Raw genomic sequence first — 19,132 nt, 5'->3', positions numbered from 1 at the left:
CGCGGCGAGATGGACCGCGGCCGGTGTGGCCATGGTCATGGCGGGGGTACTGGCGGGCTGCGGATCGGACGACGACGGCGGCACCCTCACCGCGTATGTCTACGGCGACGACGCCGTCAAGATCCAGGAAGCGGCGGTCAAGGAGTTCAACAAGACCTCGAAGGTCAAGGTCAAGCTGATCCCGGTCCCGGGCACCGAGTACGTCAACAAGCTGCGCAGCGCCATGGGCTCGCCCAGCGCCCCGGACATCTTCTACAACTGGGGCGCCGGCTCCATCAAGCCGTACCGCGACGCGGGCCAGCTGGTCGACCTCACCTCGGCCGTGAAGAACGACGCCGTCCTCAAGGACGGCTTCCTCCCGTCCATCGTCGAGGCGGGCAGCCTCGACGGAAAGATCTACGGGGTGCCGATGCGCGGCATGCAGCCCGTGATGCTCTTCTACAACAAGACCCTCTTCGCCGAGAACAAGGTCGAGGTCCCCAAGACGTGGGAGGACCTGCAGAAGGCCATCACGACCTTCAAGAGCAAGGGCATCACCCCCTTCGCCCTCGGCGGCTCGGACAAGTGGCCCGAGCTGATGTGGATGGAGTACCTGCTCGACCGGATCGGCGGCCCCGACGTCTTCCGGAAGATCCAGAACGGCGACCGCTCGGCGTGGGGCGACCCGGCCGTCCTCAAGGCGGCCCAGACCGTCAGGCAGCTCGTGGACGACGGAGCGTTCGGCAAGAACTTCAACTCCGTCGACTACGGCAACGGCGGCGCCCCCACCCTGCTCAACAAGGGCAAGGCGGCCATGCACCTGATGGGCTCGTGGGAGTACTCGACCCAGCTCGGCAAGGCGCCGAAGTTCGCCGAGGAAGACCTCGGCTGGGCCAACTTCCCGACCGTGGCCGGCGGAGTCGGTGACCCGGCCGACGTGGTGGGCAACCCCACCAACTACTGGTCGATCAACTCCCGTACCAAGTACAAGGACGAGGCCATAGCCTTCCTGAAGACCATGGCCTCCAAGTCCTACGCCCAGGCCCTGGTCGACAACGGCGACGTGCCCACCACGTCCAACGCCGCCTCCATGCTGAGCGGCTCGCCCAACCCCCAGTTCGCCACCGACCAGTACGAGATGGTCCAGAAGGCCCCGAGCTTCACCCTCTCCTGGGACCAGGCGCTGGAGTCCAAGTACGCCACCCCGCTGCTCACCCAGATCAGCAAGCTGTTCGCCGGCAAGTCCACGCCCGAGCAGTTCGTCGCCGCGATGAAGGCCGTCAAGTAACGATGCCCCACGTCTCTTCGTACACAAAGGTGCGCGGAGGAAGGAAGGCGGCCGCCGGAAACGTCGGCCGCCCCCCGGTCGCCTGGGCCCTGCCCGGCATCGTCTTCTTCGCCCTTTTCGCCATCGTCCCGCTGGCGATCGCCGTCTATCTCTCCTTCTGCCACTGGGACGGGCTGAACTCCCCGACCTCCGTCGGCACGGCCAACTGGACCCGGCTCTTCAAGGACCCGGAGTTCCGCCAGGCCGCCTGGCTCAGCCTGCTCCTCACCACGATCAGCTGGGCCTTCCAGACCCCGGTGGCCCTGCTGCTCGGCGTCTGGGCGGCCGGCCGGCAGCGCAGCCGCGCCGTGCTCTCGGCGGTCTTCTTCGTCCCGCTGCTGCTCTCCACCACGGCCATCGCGATGCTCTTCCACGCGCTGCTCGACCCGAACTTCGGTGTGATCAAGGAGATCGGGCCCTGGTTCGGCATCGACCCGAACGTCCTCGGCTCCTCCACCGGCGCCCTGCTGACCGTGGCCTTCGTCGGCGGCTGGCAGTTCATGCCCTTCCACACCCTGATCTACCAGGGCGGCACCCGGCAGATCCCGCAGGTCCTCTACCAGGCCGCCGAGATCGACGGCGCCGGCATGTTCCGGCAGTTCTTCCACATCACCCTGCCGCAGCTGCGCAACACCATCACCACCTCGTCGGTCCTGATGATCGTCGGCTCGCTGACCTACTTCGACACCGTGCTCATCATGACCAAGGGCGGCCCCGGCACCGACACCACCGTGCTGCCGTACCTGATGTACCGCACCGGTTTCCAGACCTACGACCTCGGGTACGCCGCCGCGATCGCGACAGCCCTGGTCGTCGTGGCCACCGCCCTCTCGCTGATCCTGGTCCGCTTCAGCGGCTTCGGGAACATGCGCTCCACCCGGGAAGGTATGTGACGAGATGTCGATCGACACCCGCCCCGAGGCGCGCCCCGCACAGCCCGTGAACCGCCCCCGCCCGGCCGTCGCCCGGCGCCGCCGCACGTGGGGCAACCCGCTGGCCGGGCTCGGCTCGCTGGTCTGGCTCGTGCTGGTGATCGTCCCGCTCTACACGCTCGTCTCCTCCTCGCTCATGCACCAGGACGAGGCGCTGAACGGCGATCCGCTGGCCTTCCCGACCAACCCCACGCTCGACAACTACCGCACGGTGCTGGACAGCGGCTTCTCCACGATGCTCACCAACACGGCGATCGTCGCCGTGGCCACGGTGGCGATCGTGCTGGTGCTCGCGGTGCCCGTCGCCTACGTCGCGGTACGTACCCGCAGCCGGCTCTCCGGCCTCGCCTTCCGCACCTTCCTGCTCGGCGTCGCCATCCCCGCGCAGGCCGTGATCGTGCCGCTCTACCTGCTCATCAGCAAGATGGGCCTGTACGACAGCCTGCCCGCGATCATCCTGCCGACCGCCGCCTTCGCGATGCCCGTCGCGGTGCTCATCCTCAGCGGCACCATGCGCGACGTCTCCGAGGAGATGTACGAGGCGATGGCGCTCGACGGCGCGTCGCCCCTGCGGATGCTCTGGCAGCTGGCGATCCCGATGTCCAAGGCGGGCATCAGCACGGTCGCCATCTACACCGCCCTCCAGGCGTGGAACGGCTTCCTCTTCCCGCTGATCCTGACCCAGTCGGAGGAGAACCGGGTGCTGACCCTCGGTCTCTTCAACTTCATGTCCCAGTTCGGGGTCAACATCCCGGCCGTGCTGGCCGCGATCGTGCTCTCCGTCGTGCCGATCTTCGCCGTGTACCTCGTGGCACGCAAGGCACTGGTCAACGGACTGATGGGGGTGGGCGGCAAGTAACGCACCCATGCCGCCGCGTACCACCGCACTCTTGAGAGGAATCCCCGCCGCCATGGCAAACCCCCCTGTTCCGCACGCCCGCAGCACCGAAGCGGCCACCACCGTCGACGGTCCGTGGCAGGACCCCGCGCTCGCCCCCGAGGAGCGGGTGGCCGATCTCGTCTCCCGGATGACCCTCCAGGAGAAGACCGCCCAGCTCTACGGAATCTGGGTGGGCGCCGACGCCGACGGGGACGGGGTCGCCCCGCACCAGAACGAGATGGTCGGCGCGATCGACTGGGACGCGCTGATCCCGCGCGGCCTCGGCCAGCTGACCCGCCCCTTCGGCACCGCACCCGTGGACCCCGCCGTGGGCGCGATCTCCCTGGCGCGGGCCCAGCAGGCCATCGTGGACGCCGGACGGTTCGGCATTCCGGCACTCGCCCACGAGGAGTGCCTCGCCGGATTCACCGCCTGGGGCGCCACCGCCTACCCGGTCCCGCTCTCCTGGGGCGCGGCCTGGAACCCGGAGCTGGTCACCGAGATGGCCCACCGGATCGGCAGCGACATGCGGTCCGTCGGCATCCACCAGGGCCTCGCCCCGGTCCTGGACGTGGTGCGCGACCTGCGCTGGGGCCGCGTCGAGGAGACCATCGGCGAGGACCCCTACCTGGTCGCCACCATCGGCACCGCCTATGTGCGGGGCCTGGAATCCGCCGGCATCGTCGCCACCCTCAAGCACTTCGCCGGGTACGCGGCCTCGGCCGGCGCGCGCAACCTCTCACCGGTCAGGGCCGGAGCCAGGGAACTGGCCGACGTCGTCCTGCCGCCCTTCGAGATGGCACTGCGCGAAGGCGGGGCCCGCTCCGTCATGCACTCCTACACGGAGATCGACGGAGTGCCGTCGGCGGCGGACCCCGCCCTGCTGACCGGACTCCTCCGCGACACCTGGGGCTTCGAAGGCACCGTCGTCGCCGACTACTTCGCCATCGGCTTCCTGGAGACCCTGCACAAGGTCGCCGAGGACCGCGCGGACGCCGCCCGCCTCGCGCTGCGCGCCGGAGTCGACGTGGAGCTGCCCACCGTCCGCAGCTACGGTGACGAGCTCGCCGCCGCCGTGCGGGCCGGTACGGTCCCCGAGGAACTCGTCGACCGCGCGCTGCGCCGCGTGCTCCTGCAGAAGTGCGAACTCGGGCTGCTCGACCCCGACTGGGCCCCGCTGCCCGCACTCCTGCGGGACGGCGACCCGGAGCAGGCGCGCGAGACCATCGACCTGGACCCGCCGCGCAACCGGGCCCTCGCCCGCGAACTGGCCGAACAGGCCGTGGTGCTGCTCGCCAACCCCGGGAACGTGCTGCCGCTGGGCGGCAGGGGACGGATCGCCGTGGTCGGGCCGCGCGCCGACGACGCGCTGGCCATGCTCGGCTGCTACTCCTTCCCCAGCCACGTCGGCGTCCTGCACCCCGAGACCGCCATGGGCATCGACATCCCGACCGTCCTCGAATCGCTGCGCGGTGAGTTCCCCGGTGCCGAGGTCACCGGAGCACCCGGCTGCGACGTGGACGGCACGGACACCTCGGGCATCGCCGCCGCGGCGGACCTGGCCGCGGACGCGGACGTCTGCGTCGCCGTGCTGGGGGACCGGGCCGGACTGTTCGGGCGCGGCACATCGGGGGAGGGCTGCGACGCCGACGACCTCGCGCTGCCGGGCGTCCAGGGCGAACTGCTCGACGCGCTGCTGGACAGCGGCACCCCGGTCGTCCTGGTGCTGCTGACCGGCCGCCCGTACGCGCTCGGCCGCTGGGCGGACCGCACCGCCGCCGTGGTGCAGGCGTTCTTCCCCGGTGAGGAGGGCGGCCCGGCCCTCGCCGGCGTGCTCTCCGGCCGGGTCAGCCCCTCCGGCCGGCTCCCGGTCGGCGTCCCGCGCCACCCGGGCGGCCAGCCCTGGACGTACCTCCAGCCGCCGCTGGGCCTCGCCAACGGGGTCAGCAACCTGGACCCGACGCCGCTGTACCCCTTCGGCCACGGACTGACGTACACCTCCTTCGCCTGGGAGCCCGGCGCCCCGGCCCCCGAGGAGATCCCCACGGACGGCGGCGTGGACCTCGCGCTGACCGTCCGCAACACCGGTGACCGTGCGGGGGTGGAGGTCGTGCAGCTGTACGTGCACGACCCGGTCGCCCAGACCACCCGCCCCGACAGCCGGCTCATCGGCTATGCCCGGGTCCCGCTCGACGCGGGCGAGGAGGCGCGCGTGCGCTTCCGGTTCCACGCCGATCTGGCCTCCTTCACCGGCATCGGCGGCCGGAGGGTGGTCGAACCCGGTGCGCTGGAGCTGCGGCTCGCGGCGTCCAGCGGCGCCGAGGACATCCGGCACACCGTGCACCTGCGCCTCACAGGCCCCGAGCGCACGCTCGACCACGGGCGCCGGCTGGTGTGCGAGGCCGTGACCGAACCCGTGACGGCCGCCGCCCCCGTACGGGGCTGACGGCCCTTCACCCCCACCCCCGGAGCGGGGGCCGTGCGGCGCTCACCGCATTCCGCCGCCGCTCCACGCCGGGCACCTTCCCGCGCCCGTGCCCCCGGCCCTTTCGCCGGATGTGCGGGGAGGTGCCCGAAACTTTCGAGAAAGAGGGCGCGGCCAACCTCTTCGACGGGAACCACCAGGCCAAGCCCCCCTACAGCGCCCTGCGCGACGGCCTGCCGCTCGCCGCGGGCCGGCACTGAGCACCGGACAAGGAGAGCAGGATGGACAACGACACCCCGCGGCCCGCCAGCCGCCGATCGGTCCTCGGACTCGGTCTCGGGCTCACCGCCCTCACCGCGACACCGCTCGGTTCCCTCGTCGGCCTGTCCGCCGAGGCATCGGCCACCGGGCACGGCCCCGCAGCCCGGCCGACCGACCCCGGCGCCTACATCTCGTTCACCGCCGCGCGCGGCAGCTTCCCGCTGGTCCGGAACGGGCGCGCGACGCCCGTCCTGGTCAGCGACCACGACTGGGCGGGCGTCGTCCGGGTCGCCGGCGACCTTTGCGACGACATCGCACGCGTCACCGGCATCCGCCCCGCCCTCGCGCACGGGGCGGTCCCGAAGGCCCGCGAGATCACGATCATCGGGACCGTGGGCCGCAGCCCCCTGATCGACCGGCTGGTCGCCGACGGCAGGCTCGACGTGTCCTCGATCCGGGGCAAGTGGGAGACCAGCCTCCAGACCGTCGTGGACCGGCCGCTGCCGGGCGTGGACCGCGCGTTCGTCATCGCGGGCAGCGACCAGCGCGGCACCGTCTTCGGCGCGTACGACGTCTCACGCGGGATCGGCGTCTCCCCCTGGTACTGGTGGGACGACGTCGTCCCCGTACACCGCGACGAGATCCACGTCCTGCCCGGGCGGCACACCCAGGGCACCCCTGCCGTGAAGTACCGGGGCTTCTTCATCAACGACGAGAACCCCGCCCTCGGCACCTGGGCGCCCGCCCACTTCGGCCCCGGCAAGGCGCCCGGCTTCGAGGGCGGCTTCAACGCCGACTTCTACGCCCGGGTCTTCGAGGTCATGCTCCGGCTGAAGGCCAACTACCTGTGGCCGGCCGTCTGGGGCCGCGCCTTCGCCGAGGACGACCCGCTCAACCACGCCACCGCCAAGGCGTACGGCGTCGTCATGGGCACCTCGCACGAGGCGCCCATGATGCGCGGCATCGAGGAGTGGAACCGGCACGCGGTCGCCGCCGTACGCGACAGCGAAGGCAACATCACCACCCCCGGCCACGACCCGTACGGCGGCACCGGCGAGTGGTCCTTCCGCCGCAACGCCGAAGCGCTCAAGGCGTACTGGGCCGAGGGCATCCGGCGGATGAAGGACGAGGACTTCGAGGGCGTCGTCACCCTCGGCATGCGCGGCAACGGCGACGTCAGCCTCCCCGACGGCGACGGCATCGAGCTGATGACCGAGATCATCGCCACCCAGCGCGGGATCCTGGCCGAGGTGTCCGGCAGGGACATCACCACGATCCCGCAGGTCTGGACGCTCTACAAGGAGGTCCAGCACTACTGGGACCGGGGGCTGCGGGTCCCCGACGACATCACGGTGGTCCTCACCGACGACAACTGGGCCAACATCCGCAAGCTCCCCGACCTGGAGAACGACCCCAGGGAGGGCGGCTACGGCCTGTACTACCACTTCGACTACGTCGGGGCGGGCCGCAACTACAAGTGGGTGGACACCTCCTCCCTGCCCAACATGTGGGACCAGCTCCACCAGTGCGCCGCCTACGGCAACCACGGACTGTGGGTGACCAACGCCGGCGACCTCAAGGGCAACGAACTGCCCACGCAGTTCTTCCTGGAGTACGCCTGGAACCCGGAGCGCTGGTCCCTGGACCGGCTGCCGGAGTGGGAGGAGGCCTACGCCCGGCAGAACTTCGGCGAGAAGCAGGCCGCCGGGATCGCCTCCGTGCTGCGCGACTACGCCCGGCTCCAGTCGCGCCGCAAGCCCGAACTGCTCAACCGCCGGATCACCCTCGACCCGGCCAAGGACCCGGCGACCGACGAATCGGCGGTCGTCAACGACGACCAGGCATCCCCCTTCAGCCTCGTCCACTACCGCGAGCTGGAACGCGTCACCGAGGAGTGGCGGCTCCTCGGCGAGCGGGCCGGACGGATCGGGCGCCGCCTGCCGGCCTCTGCCCAGGACGCCTGGTACGAACTCGTCGGCTACGAGGTGGAGGCCACCGCCAACCTGTACGCGCTGCGCGAGGCGGAGTTCACCAACCTCCACTACGCCGCCCAGGGCCGGGCCCTCACCAACGACCTGGCAGCCACCGCCGAGGCGCGGCTCGCCGACGACCTCGCCCTGGCCGACCGCTTCAACACCCGTATCGCCGGAGGCAAGTGGCAGGGCTTCCAGACCCAGCCGCACATCGACTACGGCGACGTCGAGCGCTACGGCCCCAACGCCCCCTGGCAGCAGCCCGAGATCGACAACGTCGCACTCAAGGACGTGCTCTTCCCGGCGGTCAAGCGCATCGACCTGCCCGCACGGGCCGAGCTGGGCGTGGCCGTCGACGGTTCCACGGCCTGGTGGCCGCACGAGCGGACCCGCGCCGTGCTGCCGGTCTTCAGCCCGTACCAGACCCGGCCCGCTCAGTACATCGAGGTGTTCAACCGGGGCCGCGCCCCGTTCGACTACCGGGTGCGGACCGGGGCGCCCTGGCTGAGCGCGGACCGGGTCCGCGGCCGGGTCACCGCCCAGGACCGGATCACCCTGCGCGTCGACTGGGACCGGGCGCCCAAGGGCGTCACCGAGGTACCGGTGACGGTCACCGGACCCGGCGGCGCGAAAGTCGTGGTCACCGCGGTCGTCGACCGTCCGGCCCTCTCCCGCGCCCGCCTCGACGGCTTCGTGGAGGCCGGCGGATACGTCTCCATCGAGGCCGACCACTACAGCCGTGCCGTCGGCGGCCGGGGCATCAGCTGGCAGCGCATCCCCGGCATCGGGCGGACCGGCGCCGGGATGGAGCCCTTCCCGGTCACCGCCGCCCGGCAGACACCCGGCGGCCGGGGCCCGCGGCTGGAGTACCGGGTCAGCCTCTTCACCACCGGACCGCTCACCGTCCACGCCCACCTCTCACCCCGCAACAACCCGCTGCCGACCGACGGCCTGACGTACGCCGTCTCCTTCGACGACACCACCCCGCAACGGGTGAACGTCACGAAGGCCACGGGTGCCGACGACGGGACCATGAACGCCCAGTGGGCCCGCAACACCTCCGACAACGTCAACATCACCAGCACCGTCCACCGCGTCGCGACGCCCGGTGTGCATGTGCTGAAATTCTGGATGGTCGACCCGACGGTGGTGCTCCAGAACCTGGTGGTCGACACCGGCGGCCTCGAACCCAGCTACCTCGGCCCGCCGGAGAGCCTCCGGCTGCGCTGAGCCCGGGGGTCCGGGCCGGTCCCGCCCGGCCGGTGCGTGCCGGGCGGGACGAGGGAAGAGAGAGCGGATCGATGACGAGCGAGAACGCGGACACCGGGATCCGGGAGATCGCCCCCGCCGGGGCGGAGGTCGGGATCACCGTCGCCACGCCGTCCGGGGAGCACTCCTTCCGGTGCACTCCGGCCCGCGCCCGGGAGCTGGCCACCGCCCTCGGCCTCGCGGCGGACGAGGCCGAGAGCGGTCCGGCGGACCCCGTCACCGTCAGGGCTGACGAACTGCGCCGGGGCGATGTACGCGACGGCGACCGCGTCATGACGGTGGAAGCCGTCCGGACCGACGGGGGCACCGCCCACGTCACCTGGACCTCGGGCGCCGGGCGCAGCTGGAACCAGACGTACGGCGCGGACGCCCGCATCCCGCTCCGCCGCCGGGGCCGCCTGCCCGGCGCCTGAGCCCGCGCGAAGCCCCGGGAGCCCGCCCCGCCCGGTCGCGCGTCATCACCGCGGCGGGCGCACCCTGGAGAGGAGACCTCCGGAGGTGAGAGCCATGACACGAACCGCTGTCGGATGGCACATCGAGCTGGAATTCGAGGAAGACACCCACCGCACCCGCGCCGCCGCCCTGGTGCGGCTCTCCGACGGTCAGGAGGTACGCGCCCACGGTTACGCGAGCCGCCATCCCTCCGACGCGGAACAGCCCCGGGTGGGGGAGGAGGTCGCGGGAGCGCGCGCACTGAACGAACTGGCGATGAAGCTGCTGACCAAGGCCCACGACGAGATCGACGAGGCCTCCGGCCGCACCTCGTACCCGCTGACCTGACGGCGCCGGCCCGACGGCGGCACCACAGGCGGGCACGCGTGCACGGCTCCTTGTACGAAGGACGTCGTAATTTGACGGCCTTCGTAGTACGGGATGTATCGTACTAGCGATCCTTCCGTACCGGCGAAACGGAGTCCGTCGTGAGTGCCCTCTTCGAGCCCTACACCCTCAGGTCGCTTGTCGTGCCCAACCGGGTGTGGATGGCACCGATGTGCCAGTACAGCGCCGAGCCGGTGGGGCCCGGGGCGGGCGTGCCCACGGACTGGCATTTCGCCCACCTCGCGGCCCGCGCCACGGGCGGCACCGGCCTGATCCTCACGGAGGCGACGGCTGTGAGCCCCGAAGGGCGCATCAGCCCCGCCGACCTCGGCATCTGGAACGACACCCAGGCCGCCGCGTTCCGCCGGATCACCGACTTCGTCAAGGCGCAGGGCTCCGCGGTCGGCATCCAGCTCGCCCACGCAGGCCGCAAGGCGTCCACCGCCGCGCCCTGGACCGGCGGGGGGCCGGTCGGCGCGGACGCCCACGGCTGGACCCCGGTCGCCCCCAGCCCGTTGCCGTTCGACACCGGCCACCCGGTGCCGCACGAGCTGACCGCCGACGAGATCCGGGGTGTCGTCGACGACTTCCGCGAGGCCGCCCGCCGCACCGTCGAGGCGGGGTTCCAGGTCGCCGAGGTGCACGGCGCGCACGGCTACCTCATCGGCCAGTTCCTCTCACCGCACAGCAACCACCGCACCGACGAGTACGGCGGCAGCTACCAGAACCGCGTCCGCTTCGCCCTGGAGGTGGTCGACGCGGTGCGCGAGGTGTGGCCCGAGGACCTGCCCGTCTTCTTCCGTATCTCCGCCACGGACTGGCTCACGGAGAACCCCGAGGACGAGCGGGAGGGCTGGACGGCGGACGAGACCGTGCGCCTGGCCGGGGAACTCCGGGCCCACGGCGTCGACCTGCTGGACGTCTCCACCGGAGGCAACGCCCCCCGCGCCCGCATCGCGACCGGCCCCGGCTACCAGGTCCCCTTCGCGGAGCGGGTGAAGCGGGAGACCTCGCTGCCCGTCGCGGCCGTCGGCCTCATCACCGACCCGCAGCACGCCGAGAAGATCCTCACCGAGGGCCGCGCGGACGCCGTGCTCCTCGGACGCGAACTGCTGCGCAATCCCTCGTGGGCCCTGGGCGCGGCCCGCGAACTGAGCGGCACGGTGCGCGCCCCCGAGCAGTACGGATACGCGATCTGACCGCACCGCCCCGGCGGTCCCGTCCGCGCCTTCCGCCCCTCTCCGCCCCCTTCGCACCCATGGTGTGCGAAGGGGGCGGTCTGCGTGGACCTCCCGGCGGCCGCCCCGGCCGCCGATTTCTATCGTTGAAAAATCCCCGTGCACGACTGTTGTTTTGCGTTTGATGCTGTGGCTCAATGTTCGATTGTGTGCTGTGCCTCACAGGTTCGAGGCACTTCAGCTCTCTCGACAGGACGACGCCTTGAGACGACAAACGCCCCGCCCCCGCGCTCTGTTCAGGTCAGCGGCCTGCGCTGCCGCGCTCCTGATCCCCCTCGGTGCCACCCTGGTCCCGGCCGCCGCGGCCGCGCCCGCGGCTGCCGCCGGTACCGCCTCCGCGACCACCTTCAAGGCCGGTGACCCGGCCACCACCGTCCACGGGCTGAAGGGCGAGTACTTCAGCATGTCCGCGCCCGGCGCGCGGGACTTCGACAAGCTCGGCGGCGTCGCCCTCGACCCGCAGATCAACTTCCCCGGTCTCACGGGCACGTTCGAGTCCACCACCGGCCGCACCGAGAACACCACGGCCCGCTGGACGGGCAACATCACCGCGCCCGAGGACGGCGACTACACCTTCTCCGCGATCGGCGACAACGGCTTCCGGCTCTTCATCGACGGCGAGGCCGTCATCGACCACTGGGAGCCGGACTGGGACAACGAGCAGACCAGCGAGCCGATATCGCTCAAGGCCGGCGAGCCGCACACGTTCAAGCTGGAGATGTTCCAGGACATCGGCGGCGCCAACATGTTCCTGCGCTGGTCCAGCGCGAAGCTCGCCAAGCAGCTCGTCCCGGAGTCCGCCTTCACCCCGCCCGCCGACTTCGAGGTCTACCCGGTCGGGCTCGGCGTCGCGGACGACGGCCAGAGGCTCCGGCTGGCCTTCGAGGACAAGGTCAGCGACTACGCCGGCCTGAAGGACCACCTCACCATCGAGGCCGACACCACGCCGATGCCGGTCAAGTCCGTCAAGCGGGCCCCCGGCAACGCCAAGCAGCTCGTCGTCACCCTCGCCGCCGCCGTCCAGAAGGACCAGCGGGTCACGGTCGCGTACGACGGCGAAGCCGGTCTCAAGTCCGGCCGCGAGACCGTCCCGGAGATCAACCGCACGGCCACCAACCTCTCCACGCACCGCCTCACCACCACCTGGGGCGACAAGGTCGACCGCAACAACCCGTTGCCCGAATACCCCAGGCCGCAGCAGGTGCGCGACGCGTGGAAGAACCTCAACGGCCCCTGGGAGTTCGCCGGGGCCAAGGCGGGGGAGAAGCCCGTCTTCGGCAAGAAGCTCGGTGAGCGCATCACCGTGCCCTTCCCGGTCGAATCGCAGCTCTCCGGCCTGGAGCGCCACGAGGACCACATGTTCTACCGCAAGCTCGTCACCGTCCCGAAGAACTGGGCCGTCAAGAGTGACAAGCACGGCAAGGGCAAGGGCAAGAGCAACCGGCTGAAGCTCAACTTCGGCGCCGTCGACTACGAGGCGACCGTCTGGGTCAACGGCAAGAAGGTCGCCGAGCACACCGGCGGCTACACCGCCTTCAGCGCCGACATCACCGACGCGGTCAAGGGCAGCGGCCAGCAGGAGATCGTGGTCGCGGTCACCGACACCACCGGGGCCGACCAGCCCACCGGCAAGCAGTCGGCGAACCCCGGCGGCATCTTCTACACCGCCTCCTCCGGCATCTGGCAGACCGTCTGGATGGAGCCCGTCGCCCCGGCAGCCGTCGACTCCCTGACGACCACTCCCGACATCGACAAGGGCCGCCTCGCCCTGACGGCCAACTCCGCGGACGCCTCGAAGTCCGCCCAGGTCACCGCCGTCGCCCGGGACAAGAAGGGCAAGGTCGTCGGCAGGGTCACCGGCCCGGCCAACCGCGAGCTGAGCCTGCCGGTCGCGGGGCAGCACCTGTGGACGCCGGACGACCCCTACCTGTACGACCTGGAGGTCACCCTCAAGGACGGCAGCTCCAAGGACACCGTCGACAGCTACTTCGGCATGCGCTCCTTCGGCGTCGCCGAGGTCGGCGGCTACCAGAAGCTCGTCCTCAACGGGAAGCCGTTCTTCTCCCTCGCCCAGCTCGACCAGGGCTTCTACCCGGACGGCCTGAACACCGCGCCCAGCGACAAGGCCCTCGTCTTCGACCTGAAGGCGCAGAAGGACCTCGGCTTCAACTCCGTCCGCAAGCACATCAAGGTCGAGCCCGCGCGCTGGTACTACCACGCCGACCAGCTCGGTCTGCTGGTGTGGCAGGACTTCGTCTCCGGCAACCTCACCGGCGAGAAGGGCCACAAGGCCTTCCTCGACCAGGGCGCCGAGATGATGACCCAGCTGCACAACTACCCCTCCATCGGCGCCTGGATCGTCTTCAACGAAGGCTGGGGCGAGTGGGACCGCACCGAGACCGGCAGGATCACCGAGCAGGTCCAGGCCGCCGACCCCTCCCGTGTCGTCAACGCCCACAGCGGAGTCAACTGCTGCAACTCCAAGGGTGACTCGGGCAAGGGCGACATCATCGACCACCACGACTACAACAACACCGACCCCGCCTTCCCGGACGCGAACCGCGCCGCGATGGACGGCGAGCACGGCGGCTTCACCCTGCGGATGCCCGGCCACATGTGGCCCGGCGCGCCCACCGCGATCTACAGCGGTGTCGCCGACAAGGCCGCGCTGACCGCCAAGTACGTCGAGAACACCCGCGACTACTACCTGGAGGCGGCCGGCGCCGAACTCTCCGGCTCCATCTACACCCAGGTGACCGACCTGGAGAACGAGCTCAACGGCCTCTGGACGTACGACCGCCGCGAGATCAAGGTCGACGCCGCCCAGGTGCGGAAGATCAACCGCCAGGTCATCGCCGCCGGCGCGGCGGCCGGCACGAAGACACCGGTCAAGGGCGGCGCCGCCTGGTCCCTGGACGAGAACAAGGGCACCAAGGCCGCCGACAGCGGCCCGAACCACAAGAACCTCACCCTCTTCGAGGGCACGTCCTGGACGGCCGGGGTGCACGGCTCCGCGCTGAAGTTCGACGGCGAGGGCCAGTACGCCGAGACCGACGGCCCGGTCGTCGACACCACCGGCGACTACACCGTCTCCGCGTGGGTGTCCCTGGACGCGCTCCCGGGCAACTACGCCACCGTCGTCAGCCAGGACGGCCGACGCCAGGAGAACCCCTTCTACCTCCAGTACGGGCAGGGCGCGTTCGCCTTCTCCACCCCCGGCGCCCACCGGGCCCGGCTGGAGATCACCCCCGAACTCGGCCGGTGGTACCACCTGGTCGGCGTCCGCAGCGGTGACGAGATCAAGCTGTACGTGGACGGCAAGCTCGCCGCCACCGCGCCGGCCGGGTCCGCCGACGTCAGCAGCGGCGCCCTCTCCCTCGGCCGCGCCAAGTGGTCGGGCGGCAACACCGACTTCCTCAACGGCTCCGTGGACCAGGTGCGGGTGTACGACAAGGCGCTCACCGACCAGGAGGTGACCGCTCTGCACGACGGCGAACAGCCGTAGGGCCCCGGCCCCCGGGACCGCTCCCGGCGGTGCGCGGCGACAGCCCGCACCGCCGGGAGCTTCCGCCTGCCCCGGAGCGCTCTACCCGGCGGACGCCGGGCCCCCGGAGCTCTCCCGGACCAGCAGCCGGTGCGGGACGACGATCCGGCGCGCGGGCAGCGCGGCCAGCCGGCCGAGCACGCGCTCGCTCAGGCACTGCACCGCCCGCTCCGCGATCTGCGCCCGGTCCGGGGCGACCGTGGTGAGCGAAGGGGTGGCGAACAGCCCGTCCTCGATGTCGTCGAACCCCACCAGCGCCAGCTCATCGGGCACCCGCACCCCCTGCTCGGCGGCCACCCGCAGCGCCCCGAGCGCCAGTTCGTCGCTGAAGCAGAACACCGCGTCCGGGCGCTCGGGCAGGAGCAGCAGTTCGCGCATCGCCCGCGCCCCCTCGCCCCGGTGCAGGTCGGCCACCTCGGCCTCGGCGGCCGGGCTCAGCCCCGCCTCCCGCAGCCCCAGCCGGAAGCCCTCGGCCCGGAGTTCGGCCGTGCCGTGCCCCAGCGCCGACTGGAGCCCGATGGCGGCGATCCTCCGGCGGCCCAGAGCGACGAGGTGACGGGCGGCGTCCCGGGCCGCCGCCACGTTGTCCAGCGCCACGTGGTCGATGGACCCCAGCGGGTCCAGCTCGCCGAGGACGACCAGCGGCAGACCGCCCGCGAGCGAGGCCAGCTCGGCGGGGGGCGTCGACCACGGGCTGACGATCATCCCGTCCACCTGGTGCCCCTCGGAGCCGTCCAGCAGCCGCCGCTCCAGCTCCGCCCGGCCCCCGGTCCGCTCCAGGAGCACCGTCCAGCCGCGCTCCTGGGCCGCGTCGATGAGGAGCCCCGTCAGCGCGCCGAAATAGGGGGAGTGGATCTCCGGGACGACCACGCCGATGAGCCCGGTGCGGCCCTGCCGGAGGTTGCGGGCGGCCAGGTTGGGCCGGTACCCCAGCTCCTCCACTGCGGCCAGCACCCGGGCCCGGGTCGCCGGCGCGACGGCGGCCGCGTTGCTCACGACGTTGGAGACGGTCCTGACGGACACGCCCGCGAGCGCGGCGACGTCCTTGAGTCTCGCTGCCACGGTCGCTGCTCCTGCTCTCGGCCTGCGGGGCGGCGGGCCGCACCCTTTGCGCAGTGACCGTAACAGGTGGCGCCGAACCCGTCCGCGCAGACTCTTGCCACGTTGGTTGCAACGTTGCAATATGGCGTTGCCACACCGCGCCCCGCCCGACGGAAGGACCACGCCATGCATGAGGCCGCGACCACCACCGCCCCGTTCCCGCACCCCGAAGCGGCGGTGCGGGACCTGTACACGGCCGGGATCACCGCGTGCCGGGGCGCTTTCAGCCCGCGGTGGGCGGACCGGATGCGCGAGGACATCGACGCCGCCTTCGCCGAGGCGCGCGGCCGGGAGGGCGGCGCCGTGGGGCGCGGCCCGCACCGCTACTACGTGGAGATCCACCCGGAGCAGCTGCGCGGCTTCGTGGACCTCGTGGACCACCCCTGGGTGCGCGCCGTCAGCGAGGCGGTCCTGGGCCCGGACTACCGCATCGTCGAGCTGGGTTTCGACGTGCCGCTGGCCGGAGCGGTCAACCAGCCCTGGCACCGCGACTTCCCCATGCCCGGGGCCACGCGCGAGGAGCGCCGGCTCACCTCGCTCGCCTTCAACCTGACCGCCGTCGACACGCGGGAGGACATGGGCCCCTTCGAGATCGCGCCCGGCACGCAGTGGGACGACGACGCCCGCTTCGGGCACGCCATGTTCCCGCGCCGCGAGGACTACCCGCGCTACGAGGCCCTGGCCGAGCGCAAGTACCCCCGAAGGGGCGATATCTCGGCCCGCTCGGCCCTGACCGTCCACCGGGGCACGGCCAACCGGTCGGACGACCCCCGCCCGGTCCTGGTGCTGGGTGTCGACGCCCCGGGCGCGGGCAACGACGGTCACCACGACATGGCGGTCACCCGGGAGTTCTGGGCCGCCCTGCCCGAGCGGGTCCGGGCGCACCTGGGCTGCCCGGTGGTCGACCGGCTCACGCCCATCGTCCAGAAGCACACCATCGAGGGACTGGTCATGGGCGACGCATGACGGTGCCGGGGCCCGGCGGCGGACCCGCCCGGCCCCGGCACGCGCCCCGCTCCGGATCAGGGGGCCCAGGGCGCCTCCACCGCCCACGTCGTGTCCTCGGTGAAGGTGGCCGGGTTGTCCCAGGCGTGCCCGCCGCCGGGGGTGGCCAGCCATACCTCCGACTCGATGTGGCGCAGATAGCTGCCCGGCAGATTCGCGCTGGTCAGCCGCACACCTGCGGTACCGGCGACCGCGCACCAGGTGGCGTCGGCCCGGTAGAGCGCGGATCCGTCGTTGGCCTCGCGGCGGACCCGGAAGTCCCGGTGGCGCAGGTATTCGCCCGGGTAGTTGCGCGACTCGAACGAGTAGCAGTTGCCGTTCGCCAGACCGGGGACGATTTTCCACGTGGCGTCGTTCTTGAGCAGCGCGCCGCTGTCGTCGCCGACGACCTCGGTGAAGGCCAGCGAGTCCTGGTGGCGCAGATACTTGTCGGTGTAGCCGGGGGTGGTGACCCGCAGCGACTTGTACTGCCCGGTGGGCAGGGCCACCGGAGGGGCCGGGTTCCTGGAGGCGTCGATGAGGGCCCGGTTCGCGGCCCGCACCCGGGCCGCGTCCACCTTGACGACCTGGCGGTCGTAGGTGAGCAGCCCGTTCGCCTCGTTCTCCACGTCGGTGATCTCCGTGTAGACCGAGGCGGACAGGCCCGCCGGGAGCTGGCCGACGCGGATCGCGTCGATCAGCCCCACGAACCGGTCGTTCAGCGCGGAGACGCTCGGCTGGTCCTCGTAGCTGAAGCCTCCGCCGGGGAACCACTCGTGACCGGGGACCTTGTAGCCCAGGCCGCCGAACTCGCCGAGGACGGCCGCCCGGGTGGCGGTCGGCGCGGTGTTGCCGGGGCCGACATAGACGTGGTTGTCGATCACGTCGCCGTTGCCGCCGTCGACCGAGCCGCAGCAGTTGACCCCGCTCATGTTGTCGACGAGCCGGGTCGGGTCGTACGCCTTCACCTCGTCGGCGATCCTCGCCTGGTCGTACTGTCCCCAGCCCTCGTTCTGGTCGACCCACATCACCAGGGAGGGCGAGCTGCGGTGCTGGTCGATGACCGCGTGGAACTCGCTCTCCCACTGGGTGCGGGCCGCTCCGTCGGGGCTCTTTCCGGTGTCCATGGCCGGCATGTCCTGCCAGACCAGCAGTCCCAGCTTGTCCGCCCAGTAGAACCAGCGCTGCGGTTCTACCTTGATGTGCTTGCGGACCATGTTGAAGCCGAGGTCCTTGTGCGCCTGGAGGTCCGACTTGAGGGCATCGTCGGTCGGCGCGGTGTAGATGCCGTCCGGCCAGTAGCCCTGGTCCAGGGTGCCCGTCTGGAAGACGAACTCCCCGTTGAGCACCGGGCGCATCACGTTGTCGACCTTCGCGACGGCGATCGAGCGCATACCCGTGTAGCTGCCGACCGAGTCGGTCACGGCGGTCCCGTCGAGCAGGTCCGCCTTCACGTCGTACAGGAACGGGTCGTCCGGACTCCACAGACGCGGGTCCGGCACCGGTACGGCGAAGGCGGAGCCGGCCGGTCCGGTGGCCGTGCCGACCACGGTGCCGCCGCTGGAGACGGTCACCCTGGCCGTACGCCCGGCCGCCGACGCGGCCCGCACCGTCACCCGCAGGGTGCTGTCATCCAGGTCCGGGGTCATGTCCAGGCGGGTGATGTGGGCCTCGGCGACCGGTTCCAGCCAGACCGTCTGCCAGATGCCGGAGGCCGCGGTGTAGAAGATCCCGCCCCCGTCGTGCGGCTGCACATCGTTGACGCGCTGTTTGCCGACGGCCTGCCCGCCGGTCTGCGTCGGGTCGTAGACGGAGACCACGACCGTGTTCGTGCCGCCGTTCAGCTGCGGGGTGATGTCGTACGCGAACGAGTCGTACCCGCCCTTGTGCGCGCCCACCTGGGTGCCGTTGACCCAGACCGTGGTCTGCCAGTCGGAGGCGCCGAAGTTGAGCTCGACCCGGCGGCCGTCCCAGTCGGAGGGGACGGTGAAGGCGCGCTTGTACCAGAGCTTGTCGTTCTCGGTGATCCTGCGCTGGATGCCCGAGAGCGCGGACTCGGCGACGAACGGCACCCGGATCCGATCGGGGAACGAGTCCGGCTGCCCGGCGTCCCGCCCGGTCACCGCGAAGTCCCAGATGCCGTTGAGGTTGGACCAGTCGGGCCGGGTCAGCTGCGGGCGCGGGTACTCGGGCAGCGGCTTGTCGACCGGCACCTGGGCGGTCCAGGGTGTCGTCATCGGCGGGGCCTTGGGCGACCAGGACGCGGCACCGGCCGGCGCCGCACCGACCCCGACCAGCGCGGAGGACACCAGCGCCAGCAGCCCGGTCGTCGCGATCGTCCGTCTCCACCACGGCCTTCGGCCGGGCTCACGTAAACGGCTCACAGGTTCGTCTCCTTGA

General features: G+C 71.4%; 12 protein-coding genes. 10 read left to right on the top strand and 2 right to left on the bottom strand.

Annotated elements, in window-relative coordinates:
* The first annotated feature begins 31 nt into the window (after positions 1 to 31).
* The 9 genes from P8A18_RS02320 to P8A18_RS02280 all read left to right on the top strand — a co-directional run bounded on the left by P8A18_RS02320 (position 32) and on the right by P8A18_RS02280 (position 14,608).
* Positions 32 to 1,267 carry an ABC transporter substrate-binding protein gene (locus P8A18_RS02320; RefSeq protein WP_306060628.1) on the top strand — a complete coding sequence of 412 codons (1,236 nt, stop codon included), beginning with the start codon at positions 32 to 34 and terminating at the stop codon, positions 1,265 to 1,267.
* Between the two features lie 2 nt (positions 1,268 to 1,269).
* Complete coding sequence (locus P8A18_RS02315; protein WP_018549784.1) at positions 1,270 to 2,199, top strand: carbohydrate ABC transporter permease; 930 nt, start codon at positions 1,270 to 1,272, stop codon at positions 2,197 to 2,199.
* Between the two features lie 4 nt (positions 2,200 to 2,203).
* Positions 2,204 to 3,097: a carbohydrate ABC transporter permease gene (locus P8A18_RS02310; RefSeq protein WP_306051283.1), complete on the top strand. Its 894-nt coding sequence runs from the start codon at positions 2,204 to 2,206 to the stop codon at positions 3,095 to 3,097.
* Between the two features lie 52 nt (positions 3,098 to 3,149).
* Positions 3,150 to 5,564: a beta-xylosidase/alpha-l-arabinosidase gene (locus tag P8A18_RS02305; protein WP_306051281.1), complete on the top strand. Its 2,415-nt coding sequence runs from the start codon at positions 3,150 to 3,152 to the stop codon at positions 5,562 to 5,564.
* A 260-nt stretch (positions 5,565 to 5,824) separates the two neighbouring features.
* Positions 5,825 to 9,007: a glycosyl hydrolase 115 family protein gene (locus P8A18_RS02300; RefSeq protein ID WP_306051279.1), complete on the top strand. Its 3,183-nt coding sequence runs from the start codon at positions 5,825 to 5,827 to the stop codon at positions 9,005 to 9,007.
* A 71-nt stretch (positions 9,008 to 9,078) separates the two neighbouring features.
* Positions 9,079 to 9,459, top strand: a complete 381-nt coding sequence (locus P8A18_RS02295) for a hypothetical protein (RefSeq protein ID WP_306051277.1) — start codon at positions 9,079 to 9,081, stop codon at positions 9,457 to 9,459.
* A gap of 94 nt (positions 9,460 to 9,553) precedes the next feature.
* Positions 9,554 to 9,826 (top strand): DUF1876 domain-containing protein, encoded by a 273-nt coding sequence (locus tag P8A18_RS02290; protein ID WP_306051275.1) that lies wholly within the window; start codon positions 9,554 to 9,556, stop codon positions 9,824 to 9,826.
* Between the two features lie 140 nt (positions 9,827 to 9,966).
* On the top strand, positions 9,967 to 11,064 hold the full coding sequence (locus P8A18_RS02285; protein ID WP_306051274.1) for an NADH:flavin oxidoreductase/NADH oxidase: 1,098 nt from the start codon (positions 9,967 to 9,969) through the stop codon (positions 11,062 to 11,064).
* Between the two features lie 241 nt (positions 11,065 to 11,305).
* Complete coding sequence (locus P8A18_RS02280; RefSeq protein WP_306051272.1) at positions 11,306 to 14,608, top strand: LamG-like jellyroll fold domain-containing protein; 3,303 nt, start codon at positions 11,306 to 11,308, stop codon at positions 14,606 to 14,608.
* Between the two features lie 81 nt (positions 14,609 to 14,689).
* Here P8A18_RS02280 and P8A18_RS02275 read toward each other — a convergent pair whose 3' ends face one another.
* On the bottom strand, positions 14,690 to 15,709 hold the full coding sequence (locus P8A18_RS02275) for a LacI family DNA-binding transcriptional regulator (RefSeq protein WP_306051270.1): 1,020 nt from the start codon (positions 15,707 to 15,709) through the stop codon (positions 14,690 to 14,692).
* Positions 15,710 to 15,874: 165 nt separating this feature from the next.
* Here P8A18_RS02275 and P8A18_RS02270 point away from each other — a divergent pair, with 165 nt between their 5' ends.
* A complete protein-coding gene (locus tag P8A18_RS02270) occupies positions 15,875 to 16,714 on the top strand; it encodes a phytanoyl-CoA dioxygenase family protein (protein ID WP_306051268.1) in 840 nt (279 codons plus the stop codon).
* Between the two features lie 56 nt (positions 16,715 to 16,770).
* Here P8A18_RS02270 and P8A18_RS02265 read toward each other — a convergent pair whose 3' ends face one another.
* Positions 16,771 to 19,041 carry an AbfB domain-containing protein gene (locus P8A18_RS02265; protein WP_306060626.1) on the bottom strand — a complete coding sequence of 757 codons (2,271 nt, stop codon included), beginning with the start codon at positions 19,039 to 19,041 and terminating at the stop codon, positions 16,771 to 16,773.
* Positions 19,042 to 19,132 lie beyond the last annotated feature (91 nt).

The sequence above is a fragment of the Streptomyces sp. Mut1 genome, assembly GCF_030719295.1.
Lineage (GTDB): Bacteria > Actinomycetota > Actinomycetes > Streptomycetales > Streptomycetaceae > Streptomyces > Streptomyces castrisilvae.
Note: the sequence above shows the minus strand (reverse complement) of the source record. Positions and strands in the feature narration are given on the sequence as shown.